Source organism: Flavobacterium plurextorum (genome assembly GCF_002217395.1).
GTDB classification, from domain to species: Bacteria; Bacteroidota; Bacteroidia; order Flavobacteriales; family Flavobacteriaceae; genus Flavobacterium; species Flavobacterium plurextorum.
Genome location: NZ_MUHD01000020.1, coordinates 66,007 through 78,767, shown reverse-complemented (window position 1 = coordinate 78,767; position 12,761 = coordinate 66,007). Strand labels below are relative to the sequence as shown.

At 33.3% G+C, this 12,761-nt stretch carries 12 protein-coding genes; 1 reads left to right on the top strand and 11 read right to left on the bottom strand.

The features are described 5' to 3' along the window. Window positions 1-123: 123 nt before the first annotated feature. From B0A81_RS11375 to B0A81_RS11365, 3 genes are all read right to left on the bottom strand, one after another. Window positions 124-1,317: an aspartate aminotransferase family protein gene (locus B0A81_RS11375; RefSeq protein ID WP_089058148.1), complete on the bottom strand. Its 1,194-nt coding sequence runs from the start codon at window positions 1,315-1,317 to the stop codon at window positions 124-126. Between the two features lie 102 nt (window positions 1,318-1,419). Next, window positions 1,420-1,899: a hypothetical protein gene (locus B0A81_RS11370; protein WP_089058147.1), complete on the bottom strand. Its 480-nt coding sequence runs from the start codon at window positions 1,897-1,899 to the stop codon at window positions 1,420-1,422. Between the two features lie 38 nt (window positions 1,900-1,937). Next, a complete protein-coding gene (locus B0A81_RS11365; protein WP_089058146.1) occupies window positions 1,938-3,620 on the bottom strand; it encodes an OstA-like protein in 1,683 nt (560 codons plus the stop codon). 375 nt (window positions 3,621-3,995) lie between these two features. On the opposite strand from B0A81_RS11365, the gene B0A81_RS11360 reads away from it, so the two are divergent. After that, window positions 3,996-5,867, top strand: a complete 1,872-nt coding sequence (locus tag B0A81_RS11360) for an alpha-amylase family glycosyl hydrolase (protein WP_089058145.1) — start codon at window positions 3,996-3,998, stop codon at window positions 5,865-5,867. Window positions 5,868-5,918: 51 nt separating this feature from the next. Here the strand turns inward: B0A81_RS11360 and B0A81_RS11355 are convergent, their stop codons facing one another. The 8 genes from B0A81_RS11355 to rsfS all read right to left on the bottom strand — a co-directional run bounded on the left by B0A81_RS11355 (window position 5,919) and on the right by rsfS (window position 12,669). Further along, complete coding sequence (locus tag B0A81_RS11355) at window positions 5,919-6,977, bottom strand: glycoside hydrolase family 130 protein (RefSeq protein ID WP_089058144.1); 1,059 nt, start codon at window positions 6,975-6,977, stop codon at window positions 5,919-5,921. 64 nt (window positions 6,978-7,041) lie between these two features. Next, window positions 7,042-7,821, bottom strand: coding sequence for a superoxide dismutase (locus tag B0A81_RS11350; RefSeq protein ID WP_089058143.1), 780 nt, complete (start codon window positions 7,819-7,821; stop codon window positions 7,042-7,044). Window positions 7,822-7,830: 9 nt separating this feature from the next. Then, window positions 7,831-8,100 carry an acyl-CoA-binding protein gene (locus B0A81_RS11345; protein ID WP_089052316.1) on the bottom strand — a complete coding sequence of 90 codons (270 nt, stop codon included), beginning with the start codon at window positions 8,098-8,100 and terminating at the stop codon, window positions 7,831-7,833. Further along, complete coding sequence (locus B0A81_RS11340) at window positions 8,101-8,754, bottom strand: phosphatidylserine decarboxylase family protein (RefSeq protein WP_089058142.1); 654 nt, start codon at window positions 8,752-8,754, stop codon at window positions 8,101-8,103. Further along, window positions 8,744-9,634, bottom strand: a complete 891-nt coding sequence (locus B0A81_RS11335; RefSeq protein WP_089058141.1) for a phosphatidate cytidylyltransferase — start codon at window positions 9,632-9,634, stop codon at window positions 8,744-8,746. The genes B0A81_RS11340 and B0A81_RS11335 overlap by 11 nt, the downstream gene beginning before the upstream one ends. A 1-nt stretch (window position 9,635) precedes the next feature. Further along, entirely contained in the window at window positions 9,636-10,241 is a 606-nt protein-coding gene (locus tag B0A81_RS11330) for a lactate utilization protein B/C (protein ID WP_089052313.1), read from the bottom strand. A 115-nt stretch (window positions 10,242-10,356) separates the two neighbouring features. Further along, complete coding sequence (gene ftsH / locus B0A81_RS11325; RefSeq protein WP_089058140.1) at window positions 10,357-12,282, bottom strand: ATP-dependent zinc metalloprotease FtsH; 1,926 nt, start codon at window positions 12,280-12,282, stop codon at window positions 10,357-10,359. Window positions 12,283-12,297: 15 nt separating this feature from the next. Further along, window positions 12,298-12,669 carry a ribosome silencing factor gene (gene rsfS / locus B0A81_RS11320; RefSeq protein ID WP_026729351.1) on the bottom strand — a complete coding sequence of 124 codons (372 nt, stop codon included), beginning with the start codon at window positions 12,667-12,669 and terminating at the stop codon, window positions 12,298-12,300. Window positions 12,670-12,761 lie beyond the last annotated feature (92 nt).

The following is a 12,761-nucleotide window of genomic DNA, read 5'->3' as shown; positions in this document are numbered from 1 at the left end:
ACAGAATTCCGATTCTGTTTTTAGTCATAATCTTCTGATAACAAAAAGATTATTTGATTATTATTTTAGTAACTGAGATGTCAAACAGGTTCTAATTGCTGTTGAAATAAGTCTTACTATTTATTAGACTTGTTCCTTTTTCAATATTTCATCCATAACATTTAAAATTATGGCACAGCCTTCTTTTATTTCTTCTTCTGAAATAGTTAATGGCGGTGTTATTCTTATAGCGCATCCTTCAAAGAGCAGCCAGAATAAAATTAGTCCTTTGTCTTGACAGTTTAAAATGACCTGATTGGTTATTTCGGCCGTTTCAGTCATAGCGGCAAGCATTAATCCTTTTCCTCTTACTTCTTTTATCAAAGGATGTACCAAAAGTGATCTAAAAAGTTTTTCTTTCTCTAAAGTTTGCTGCATTAAATTTGTTTCAGTTAATTCCTGCAAAGTAGCAAGACAGGCTGACGCAATGACAGGATGACCTCCAAAAGTAGTGATATGTCCAAGTTTAGGATTCTCGGTTAAAAGATCCATTTTTTCAGCCGAAGCTGTAAATGCTCCAACAGGCATTCCGCCTCCCATACCTTTTCCCATTACCACAATATCAGGAATAACATCATAGTTTTGAAAACCAAAAAGCTTTCCTGTTCTTCCAAATCCCGGTTGAATTTCATCTACAATAAACATTGCACCAACTTCATCACAACGCTTGCGCACCTTTTGCAGAAAATTATTTTCGGGCTGAATAAAACCAGCTCCGCCTTGAATAGTTTCTAGCAAAATTGCAGCTGTTCTAGTTGTGATTTTTTCTAAATCAGCTTCGTTATTAAAAGTGATAAAATCTACATCAGGAAGTAAAGGGCGAAAAGCTTGTTTACGCTCTTCAAATCCCATTACACTCATAGAGCCCATTGTGTTTCCGTGATATGCGTTATGACAAGAAATAAGCTGGCTTCGTCCAGTTACTCTTTTAGCTAGTTTTAAGGCACCTTCAATTGCTTCTGTACCCGAATTTACTAAATAGGTTTTATTTAAAGATTCTGGAAGCAGAGAAGCCATTAATTTGCAATATTGAACAGCAGGACTTTGCGAATATTCTCCATAAACCATTACATGAGAATATTTGTCCAGCTGGTCTTTTATGGCTTGATTGACTCTTGGATGCTGATGTCCCAGCGTACAAGCCGAAACCCCGGCAACAAAGTCTAAATATTTTTTATTACTTGTATCGTAAATATAGGAACCAATGGCATGCGAAACTTCCATTCCTAATGGATATGGAGATGTTTGTGCTTGGTATTTTATAAAATCTGGATTCATTTTTTTAAAGGTTCAAAGTAACAAAGGTACTAAGGTTTAAAAGTCTTAAAGTTAATTGTATGTAATCTTTAAAATTAGAACCTAAATACTATTTGTGATTTGTTATATTTTTTCAATAGACTCAATATCTAATACATCACTCAATCGGCTTAAACTTCTTTTAGATAAACGTCTAAATGCTAATTCAATAAAAATAAACCGAATCATTAGGATTTGAACTGTCGCGGCTGCAATTAATACAACAGCTAAATTTGGTTCTTGACTAAGTAATTGAGCAATAAGGCCTGCAATTGGCAGACATAAAATGATGCTTAGCAAAATCTGAAAAGCTTTGTTTATCTCTATTTTTACAGTTCCGTTTTTATTACTAATCTCTCCATTTAAAACACAGAACGCACCTTTTCCAATTTCAGATGAAATTATTCGAAAGCTATTGTTAGTAATAATTCCAAGAAAAGACTTATCTGTTATTTTTGAGCTTAAGCTCTCAGAAATTTGTGTTCTTCTTTTTAAACGTTCAAGAGATTCTACTGGTTCTCCAATTATTTTGAAGCTGTAATTGCTTGTTGGAAATATTTTCATTTTTGCGAACGCCGTATAAGCTTAGAATTTGAAAACTATTATTTGCTGCTTTTTTTATTTTCTTTAGCAGCAGGTTTTGCAGCGGGTTTCTTTTTGTCGTAGTCTCGTGTCTCTTTCCTGACTTTCATTGGGACATTCTCTTTAGCTTCCTCGTCTTTTCCTTGCTTTACTAATTTGTCATTCATTTCATTATCTTCGGCAGTAAAAATATCATCTTTTGATTTTATTCTTTCATCGCCGCGCCAGACGAAACCTCGTAATTTACGCGCATTTTCAGGTAAATCTTCTTCAGGATAAATATCGCCGTCGACTCTGTTAAAGAATGTAATAGTTTCTACTGCGTTATTTTCTAAAATCAGATTAATTTTACTGCTTACATTTTTATTAATTCCAATTAATTCATTGGCGTCATTCCTCATGAAATAAACAACTTCGGTGTTTTTAATAACATCCACATCGTGAAGTTTACCTTCCTTAAATTTCCCGAACAAATTGAGTCCCTTGACTTGATTGTAGCCCGTTCCTAATGTATCCTTTGAAATAAGAAAAGTATTGTTGAGGACTTTTAAAGAATCTAGTTTTTTAGTGTTATTATCGCCAATTAAATGCATAATATCACCAGTAATTTGACTGCCGCCATTCCATAAAATTGGATTGCCAATAAGTTTGGTTAAAGCCGTTTTAGAATTAGAATGTATCGAATCACATTTACCGCTCATATCTGTTTTGTAGAAACGTACATTTTTAAAAGCCCTTAAAATGCGTTCGCCTTCTTTTCCAGTAACCATTAGTTTTTGACCGTGAATATATACAGAGTCATTTTCTACAAAGTTAACCGCAACAGCTCTTTTGGTCACAAACATGGAATCTTTTAGTTTATAAACTTCGGCATAATGACCTTTTACAATACCTCGATTTATAGAATCAGTGATTTTTACATTTCGAGTTGCCGATGCAAATTCAGTATTTCGGTTATAATACAAACTATCGCCTTCTATAAGTCGATCATCATATTTTATATACGATTTTCGCAGAAAATGCGCGAGGTTTTTTTTGGTGTCATAAAAACCTTTTTCTGTATAAATATAGTTGGCTTTACTAGTTATAGTCGATGGTCCAAGTAAATAGGTGTGTCCCGAATTACTGTAATAATCTAAGTGATTTGATTTTACAACATATTTTGGGTTGGTAAGAGTAACCGCAGTTAAAAACTGAAATTTTTTCTCTGCCACAAAATATTTCCCAGATTTACTGACTAATGTATTGTCTTTGTTGATGATTGTACCTTTGGTATTATAAAAAACCTCTTGAACATTTCTATCAAAATTGATAGTGTCTGTTTGTAAAGTTGCATCTGGCGAAGTCATTACAGCGTTTCCTGTTGCGAATGCTTTTTTGATATTTCCGCTGTACTCTGCATATTTACTGTTTAGAAACAAAGTATCGCCTTGAACCAGTTGTACATTTCCGAAGGCTTTTAGATAATTTTCTTTTTGAAAAAAGTAGGCTTTGTTGCAAGTAAGAACAACGCCATCATGATTTACCTTTACATTTCCAGTTAGTAAAATTCCGTCAGGTACTAAAACTTGATCAACATCTAAGAAATCAGAATGCTCTATGTTAATTTTTTTTGGTGCCTGAGCAGTTTTTGAAGCTTGTGCAGAAATGAATTGTATGCTTAATAAAAGCAGACAAGATATAATAAAGAGTAATTTCTTCAAGTGATTAAATTTTTGTCAAATTTATGAAAAAGGTTACAACCTTATATTGTTATTAGCATTAATTTATAAATGTTTATTTTTAGGTTCAGAGGTTCAATGAAGCAAAGGTTCAAAGTTTATATTTGAAACATAGTTCATTTTTTTTACTTATTTTAAACCTTTGCTTCTTTAAACTTTTGCAACTTTGAACCTTCTCCTGTAATTTATCAACAAAATGTTTAACTCTCACGTTGTAGTGATGCATTTTTGAAGTTAAAAAGTGTAAATCAAAATTTGTGTTCTTTGGGGTGTAGAAAATAAACTAAATTTAGGAATTAGTTTTTGGATTAGGATTTAAGTTTCTAGTTCAAGAAAGTATGTCTTAGATTTAAAAATATGATAAAAAGTAAATTATTTGCTGTTGGAACAGCCGTAACAATTTTGTTTTCGGGCTGTAAAACAAAAGATTTAAAAATGAGTGAAGTAAAAGAAGAAAATTCAAAAGAGTATAAAATTGTAGTGTATCAGGTTTTTACCCGATTGTTTGGCAATAAAAATAAAACCAATAAACCTTGGGGAACAATTGAAGAGAATGGAGTAGGGAAGTTTAATGATTTTACTGACAAAGCACTTAACGAAATTAAAGATTTAGGAGTTACTTACATTTGGTATACCGGCGTTCCACATCATGCGTTGGTTGGAGATTATACCGCATACGGAATTTCAAATGATGATCCTGAGGTAGTAAAAGGTCGTGCGGGATCACCTTATGCGGTTAAAGATTATTATAATGTAAATCCAGATTTGGCAGTAAATCCAGCAAATAGACTTCAGGAATTTGAAAACTTAATTGCCCGAACGCATAAAGCTGGTCTAAAATTAATTATTGATATTGTTCCCAATCATATCGCCAGAAAATATGAAGGAAAGAACAATCCTGAAGGCGTTAAAGATTTTGGTGCTGATGATGATGTAAATGTGGAGTACAAGAGAGATAATAATTTTTATTATATTCCAAAAACACACTTTGAAATTCCTGATGGAGATATTCCGTTAAACGGAGAAAAAAATCCTATGGTTGATGGTTTTTTTGATGAAAACCCTGCAAAATGGACAGGAAATGGTTCACGTAAAGTAAAACCAGACCAAAATGACTGGTACGAAACGGTAAAGGTGAATTATGGTGTTCGTCCTGACAGCTCAAAAGATTTTCCAGAACTTCCGGCCGGATTTGATCAGAAATCATATCAAGAACATTTTGCATTTTGGCAGGATAAAGATGTTCCTGATTCTTGGAAAAAATTCAAATCAATTGCTTTGTATTGGACAGCAAAAGGTGTTGACGGTTTTCGTTATGACATGGCCGAAATGGTTCCGTATGAATTTTGGAGTTATATGAACTCAGCCATCAAAATGAAAAATCCAAAAGCTTTTTTATTAGCAGAAGTTTATAATCCGAATGAATATCGAAATTATATTCGCTTTGGTAAAATGGACTATTTATACGATAAAGTAGAAACCTACGATAAATTGAAAGATATTATTCGTGGAAAATCTACTCCAGATGGATTGTCAGATATTCAAAAAGGAATGTCAGATATCGAGCATCATATGCTTCATTTTTTAGACAATCATGATGAGCAGCGTTTAGCTTCGCCTGAGTTTGCAGGAACGCCTGAGAGAGGAAAACCTTTAATGGTAGTTTCAACAACTTTAAGCACGTCGCCTACGATGATTTATTTTGGACAGGAAGTAGGAGAGGCTGGAAACGAAAATGCAGGTTTTGGTACTCGTTCGAGAACTTCTATTTTTGATTATATCGGAGTTCCAAATCATCAAAAATGGATGAATGATGGCAAGTTTGACGGCGGACAGCTTTCGGAATCAGAGAAAAACTTGCGAGATTTTTACAAGCGCTTATTGAATTTCTCTATTAAGAGCCCGGCTTTAATGGGAAGTTTTCAAGAAATACAATCTGAAAATCGTCAAAATAATGTTGGATATGACGAATTGCTTTATTCTTACGTTCGCTGGTCAGAGAACCAAAAGCTAATCATTGTTGCTAATTTTTCTTCAGAAAAAATTAGTGAATTCGAATTGAAAATTCCCGCGGATGTCATTGCAAAATGGAATTTAAAAGAGGGAGAGTATAAACTTACTGATCAATTGTATCAGCAAAATTCTGTATTGCTAAAAGTCGAAAATGGAGTAGGCAAGGCTAAAATTAAAATTATGCCTTCTGAATCATTTATTTTTGAGCTGCCTTAATATAAAAAAAAGCTTGTTTGAAGTGATTAACTGATTCTTCAAACAAGCTTTTTAGATATCTTTTAAAAGTGAAAGGATTTCTGTGATCGAAAATTTCGCACCGCAGACAAACTCATCTGAAGCTCCATAATAGATTGTCAGTGTTTCTTCATCTGGATCTAAAACATGACCATTTGTAAACACAACATTTCCAAAAAAGCCGCTTAATTCGTAATTTGTTTTAGGAAACATAATTGGATCTTCTGTTCTGGCGAGAACTTTTGTTGGGTCTTCAAGATCCATTAAAAAAGCACCTAAACAATATTGATGATTTTCATTGGCTCCATGATAAATTTCTAACCAGCCTTTTGCGGTTTTTATAGGTGCAGCGCCAGCGCCAACTCTTTTGCTGTCCCAATACTCTTTTCTAGTTTTGATAATGCAATGATGATTTCCCCAGTGAATACCATCTGGAGATGAAGCTATCCAAATATAATTGCCTCCAATGTCAACGCTGCTAGGACGGTGTAATGCGTAAAATAAGCCGTTTATTTTTTCTTCAAAAATGGCGCAGTCCTTATTGTGAGGAGGTAATATCATACCGTGTTTTTCAAATTTTTGCCAATCTACGGTAGTTCGTAAGCCAACACCAACACCATTTTCTGATACAGAAGTAAAAGTTAGGTAATAGATTTGATCAATCAACACAACACGGCAGTCTTCGATTCCAAACGTCTCCAGTATGCCTTCTCCAACCAGTGATGGGTAGTTTTTTGGCTCATAAAAAGTGCGTCCATCTTCACTGCATAATAAACGAAGATGCGAAAGTGTGGTTAAATAATCGGCACCTTTATAGTTTATTACTCTTGCATCTGTTGCAATTAATTCAGGATTGTCTTTTTTGATCTCAATAATTTCAATAGTCCCTTTATTGGTTAGTATTGGAAAAGAGATGCTGTTTTCGATTTGTTTAGGTCGTTCGGCAACTCTTATCAGGAGCCAGATTTTGTTTTGAAATTGAAATACTCCAGGATTTAAAAGGCAGGTTATTTCCAGTCCTTCTCTGCTTGGCGTTAAATCTGAAGGTGACAGCAGTGGATTTTCTGTAAAACGAACGGCTATATCTTTCATACATTCTGTATTTCTTTGGTAAATAAAAAAAAGCTGATACATAATTTGTATCAGCTTTTTTGTGTTATACTTTTTTGACTTTTTTCAAAGCTTCAATATAATTTTCGTTTACTTTTTCCCAGTTTATATGTTCGTAAAAAGCATCGATATAACTACCTTTTCTATTTTGATAGTCCAAATAATAAGCATGTTCCCATAAGTCAATACCTAAAATTGGTGTTCCTGGAATTAATGCATTTTTCATTAAAGGATTATCCTGATCTTCAGTTGTAGTGATTTGTAATTTTCCGTATCTGTCAACAACAAGCCAAACCCATCCAGAACCAAATTGTTTTTCAGCTTGTCCTTTAAACTGACTCGTTAAGTTGTTGAAAGATCCAAACTCTTTATTAATAGATCCTGCTAGAGTATCTTTTGGAGTTTGCTCTTTTTGCGTTAAAATGTTGAAATAAAGAGTATGATTGTAATATCCTCCAGCATTCTGGCGAAGTTTTGCGTTGCTTAAATCTAATTTCTTTAGAATGTCTGCAATTGGCATGTTTTCGTATTCAGTCGACACAATTTCTTTATTGAAATTATTTGTGTACGTTAAATAGTGTTTAGAATAATGAGTTTCTAAAGTTAATGATCTTATTGCAGGAGATAATCCGTCATATCCAAAAGGAAGTTTTGTCATTTCAAATGATCCTGGATCTGCCTTTACATCATTTGGCGACCCAATCATTATTTTTTCCTCTTTAGTAGGAAGAGGAACCTCGACAACTTCAGTTAGTTTATTATCGTTACAAGAAAATAATAGTAAAAATGAAGGCAAAATGCTGAAAAGTACAATGTTTTTCTTCATAATGTTAATTTATTTTGATGTTAATGAATTGATGATCTCGATATAACACTCTTTAGCTTCATCAACAGAAATATGACTAATCTGCATCCAAGCATTGGTTTTGAAAGCATCTCGTAAATCAAAATTCTCAGATTGATTGTACACAGCAGTTCCAAAAGTTGCTTGTTTGTAATAGGCATAAAGTCTTAGCTGCACATCTTGCGGCAGTGAGGCTTGAGTCATTTTTAGAGCAGTTTCAACAGCCTCTGAAAAACGAGTATCTAAATCTTTTTTTGTCATTTAAGCTTTTGTAGCGATAATAGTTTTTCCGCCAATTGCTTTTTGGTCTAGAACTACATTAATTGGCGTACCTAAAGGTAAAAATAAATCTACTCTCGAACCAAATTTTATAAATCCAGCATCAGTACCTTGAATAACCTGCATTCCTTCTTGAGCGTAATTTACAATTCTTCTTGCCAAAGCACCTGCAATTTGTCTGTATAATACTTGACCAAAAGTATCATTTTCGATAACAACAGTTGTTCTTTCGTTTTCTTCACTAGCTTTTGGGTGCCATGCAACCAAAAATTTACCCGGGTGGTATTTGCTGAATTTAATAATTCCGTCCATTGCGTAACGTGTAACGTGAACGTTTATTGGCGACATAAAGATAGAAACCTGTAAACGCTTATCTTTAAAATATTCTCCTTCATAAACTTCTTCAATAACAACCACTTTTCCATCAACAGGAGCAAGAATATGATCACTGTTTCTAACTGCAATTCTTTTTGGGTTTCTGAAAAATTGCAAGATGATAATTAAAATCAATAATACTGCTATTTGAACAAGCATTCTCAGCCAATTGATATCTATAAATCTATCAGCAATTACAAGTACGGCAACAGTAAAAACTGTTCCTAATAAAATAGATGGGGCTCCTTCTTTATGAAACATAATATAAAATTTGATAAAATAAAAATATAATTGGTGCTACAAATATAACACTATCTAATCGATCTAAGATACCGCCGTGTCCCGGCATGATAGAACCGCTGTCTTTTACGCCGGCAATTCTTTTAAATTTTGATTCAATCAAATCACCAATAGTACCAAAAACGCTTACAATTAAGGCGATTATAGTCCATATTAAAATAGATTTTGCGCTAAAAGCTGGATTAGGCTGAATGTATAGTTTTGAAATCAAGAAACCTGCAAAAGCGGCAAATACAGCTCCGCCAAGAAATCCTTCAATAGTTTTTTTAGGAGAAACACGTTCAAAAAGTTTGTGTTTTCCCATAGATTTTCCAATTAAATAAGCGAAAGTGTCATTTGTCCAGATTAAAATGAATAAGCCAAGAATAATTTTTGGATTATAATCATTAGTTCCAAAGGAAATTTTGACAATAAAAATAAAAGGAAGTGTAATGTAGCCTAATAAATATAAGTATTTAGAAGAGATGCTTATTTTTTGAACTGAGTCGTAAAATAAGAATAGAATACATTTAATTGAAACCACAATTGTAACAGCAAGAAGTACAAGATCTAACTGTTGTATATTGATTTCTAAGTTTAAATTTGATTTGAATAAATTGTTTAGGTAAGCAGCTGTTTGTTTGCCGTAGTGGCTTACAAGTACAATGGCGCTGTAAAACAAGGTTCCAAATAAAATTGAAAAGACTTTATTGAGATTTACTAAGTTAGAAAACTCATAAATAGTAATAACTAGAAAAATGCCAAAAAGGATGATAAAGCTTTCAGTCGAAAACAAGATTGAAGTTAATAACAGAGCAATATAAACAGCACCAGAAATGGTTCTCTTGAGTGTTTCATTCATCTTAAAGATCTTCTAAGAGCAATAAATATAGGTTCTTGGCAACACTTCCGTATTGCGTAAAATCTTCTTCTTTTGCTTTTTCGAAATATTTTATTGTGGTAATATTAGTTGGAATATCTCTATCGTATTTACGTTTAATGGCTGTTAAACCATCACTTTTCATAGGTAGAATTTGACTTGTAGTGGCAATAATAACAATGTTTGCGGGTAACTCGTTTGGTTTGTTTTGTCTAATTTGTTTTGATGAAAATAAAATTGAACCCTCATCGGCTATAAGATTTTCACACACAGCTAAAAGAAATTTTGGTTTAGTTGGTGCAGTATAAAATAATTTATTTTCGTCTAATAAATTAAATAGAGCTGGTTCGTAGCATAGTACTTCACTCTCAAACCAATCATTCTCTTCAAGGATATTTTCAAACTGTTCAGCAAGTTCTTGGTTGTTTTCGCAATACAAGAATTTTCCGCCATTTTTTTTGAAATTGAAAATGAATTGCTCGTCAAGAGACAAATGACTATTTTGGACTGGATTTCCTCCATATTCACTTTCATGTTCTTCGTCAGAAGCGGATTCACTGGACCCAAATATTTTTTTGAAAAAATTCATTTTTATATGAAATGCTTTACATGTTAATTGAAAACGTTCAAAGATAAAAAAATCTTAATTCAAAAGGCTATTTTGAATTAAGATTTTAAAAAATATTACATATTTCCTGATTAATTTACGAAACCACTTCTTCTAAATTTTTATCAAAAGTACGTTTTCCGAAAATTGTTTCTAAGTCATCTTTAAAGATAACTTCTTTTTCTATTAAGATATCAGCAAGTTGATTTAACTTATCTTTATTCTCCTCAAGAATCTGAATTGCTCTTTGGTATTGACCTTCAATTAATTCTGAAATTTCTTTGTCAATAATTTTTGCAGTTTCGTCAGAATATGGTTTTGAGAAATTGTATTCACTTTGTCCGCTTGAATCATAATAAGTAACATTTCCAATTTTATCATTCAAACCGTAAATAGTTACCATAGCACGAGCTTGACGTGTTACTTTTTCTAAATCGCTTAACGCACCAGTAGAAATTCTGTCGAAAGTTACTTTTTCAGCAGCTCTTCCTCCCATAGTAGCACACATTTCGTCTAACATTTGATCTGTTCTAACGATTTGTCTTTCTTCTGGTAAGTACCATGCAGCTCCTAAACTTTGTCCACGAGGTACAATAGTTACCTTAATAAGTGGTGCAGCGTGTTCCAGCATCCAGCTTACAGTAGCGTGACCAGCTTCGTGAATAGCAATTGCTCTCTTTTCGTCTGGAGTGATAATTTTGTTTTTCTTTTCTAAACCACCAATAATTCTATCTACAGCATCTAGGAAATCTTGTCTGTCAACCGCTGTTTTATTGTTACGAGCAGCAATTAAAGCAGCTTCGTTACACACGTTTGCAATATCAGCACCTGAGAATCCAGGAGTTTGTTTTGCTAAGAAGTCTAAATCAAGTCCTTCAACTTTTTTGATTGGTGCTAAATGCACTGCAAAAATCTCAGCTCTTTCGCGAATGTCTGGTAAGTCTACAAAAATTTGTCTGTCAAAACGACCTGCACGCATTAAAGCTTTGTCAAGAACATCGGCTCTATTGGTTGCTGCAAGAACAATTACGTTAGAGTTTGTACCAAAACCATCCATTTCTGTCAATAATTGGTTCAAAGTATTTTCTCTTTCGTCATTTCCGCCAGACATATTGCTTTTTCCTCTTGCTCTACCAACGGCATCAATCTCATCAATAAAGATAATAGCAGGAGATTTTTCTTTAGCTTGTTTAAATAAGTCACGTACACGAGATGCACCAACTCCAACAAACATTTCTACGAAATCAGAACCTGATAATGAGAAAAATGGAACTTGCGCTTCACCTGCAACAGCTTTAGCTAATAATGTTTTACCAGTTCCTGGAGGTCCTACAAGTAAAGCTCCTTTTGGGATTTTACCTCCTAGATTAGTATATTTTTCAGGGTTTTTAAGGAATTCTACAATTTCTTGAATTTCTTCTTTCGCACCTTCTAAACCTGCAACATCTTTAAAAGTAGTTTTGATATCTGTTTTCTCATCAAAAAGTTTTGCTTTCGATTTTCCAATGTTAAAAATTTGTCCGCCGCCGCCTCCAGCACCGCCTGACATTTTACGCATAATGAAAATCCAAACACCAATAATGATGATGATTGGAAGCAGACTGATTAAAATGTCGCTCCAATTGTTTTTTTGCAAGAAATTGAAATCTTTCAGTTTGCCTTCGCCAACTGCTTTTTCAAGTTTTGTTTGAAAGATTTGATCGTTACCAATTTCCAAAGTATAGTGAGGACCTTTGTTTGGTCTTTCAAAAATATCTTTAGAAACTTTTTTATTTGCGGCATCTTTAAGTGCTGCTTGAGTTAAGTAAACTTCGGCCTCGGCTTTATTATAAACGATAACCTTTTCAATTTGACCTTTCTCTAATAAAGTATTGAATTTAGATGAAGTTAATTGAGCAGGTTCGCTCATACTTGATCCACCAGTTGCAAAACTTATAAATAAAAAAACTAGAAGTATTGCGGTGTATATTAACCAAGGACTTATTTTAAATTTACTCGGATTTGGATTATTATCTTTAGCCATTAGAAAAAATTTTCTTTAGTATTTGTTTTCGATTGTAGTTATTTTGGCATCACCCCAAAGACTTTCGATATTGTAGTATTCACGAATGTGTTTCTGGAAAACATGTACCACGATATGCACATAATCCATTAGAACCCATTCTGCATTATCGGTTCCTTCTACGTGCCAAGGTTTGTCTTTTAAATCTTTTGAAACTGTTTTTTGAATTGAGTTGACAATGGCGTTAACTTGGGTGTTTGACGTTCCGTTGCAAATTACAAAATAGTCGCAAACCGCCGTATCTATATCTCTTAAGTCAAGAATATCGATGTCATTTCCTTTTACTTCTTCAATCCCTTTGATTATGTTCGCCAATAGAACATCATTATTAATAGTCTTTTTCGCCATGAATTATTTTATATGAATTTGTAAAGTTACCAAATTTTGTGATTATTTTTGATGCTTAACAAAATATTAAATTAAGTTATTTAAATTACTTA

What these genes read in the sequence shown, in the direction of transcription:
- B0A81_RS11340 (WP_089058142.1), bottom strand. Translation starts at nt 8,754, where the DNA reads ATGTTTCATAAAGAAGGAGCCCCATCTATTTTATTAGGAACAGTTTTT.
- B0A81_RS11345 (WP_089052316.1), bottom strand. Translation starts at nt 8,100, where the DNA reads ATGACAAAAAAAGATTTAGATACTCGTTTTTCAGAGGCTGTTGAAACT.
- B0A81_RS11360 (WP_089058145.1), top strand. Translation starts at nt 3,996, where the DNA reads ATGATAAAAAGTAAATTATTTGCTGTTGGAACAGCCGTAACAATTTTG.
- B0A81_RS11375 (WP_089058148.1), bottom strand. Translation starts at nt 1,317, where the DNA reads ATGAATCCAGATTTTATAAAATACCAAGCACAAACATCTCCATATCCA.
- ftsH (WP_089058140.1), bottom strand. Translation starts at nt 12,282, where the DNA reads ATGGCTAAAGATAATAATCCAAATCCGAGTAAATTTAAAATAAGTCCT.
- rsfS (WP_026729351.1), bottom strand. Translation starts at nt 12,669, where the DNA reads ATGGCGAAAAAGACTATTAATAATGATGTTCTATTGGCGAACATAATC.
- B0A81_RS11330 (WP_089052313.1), bottom strand. Translation starts at nt 10,241, where the DNA reads ATGAATTTTTTCAAAAAAATATTTGGGTCCAGTGAATCCGCTTCTGAC.
- B0A81_RS11370 (WP_089058147.1), bottom strand. Translation starts at nt 1,899, where the DNA reads ATGAAAATATTTCCAACAAGCAATTACAGCTTCAAAATAATTGGAGAA.
- B0A81_RS11335 (WP_089058141.1), bottom strand. Translation starts at nt 9,634, where the DNA reads ATGAATGAAACACTCAAGAGAACCATTTCTGGTGCTGTTTATATTGCT.
- B0A81_RS11350 (WP_089058143.1), bottom strand. Translation starts at nt 7,821, where the DNA reads ATGAAGAAAAACATTGTACTTTTCAGCATTTTGCCTTCATTTTTACTA.
- B0A81_RS11355 (WP_089058144.1), bottom strand. Translation starts at nt 6,977, where the DNA reads ATGAAAGATATAGCCGTTCGTTTTACAGAAAATCCACTGCTGTCACCT.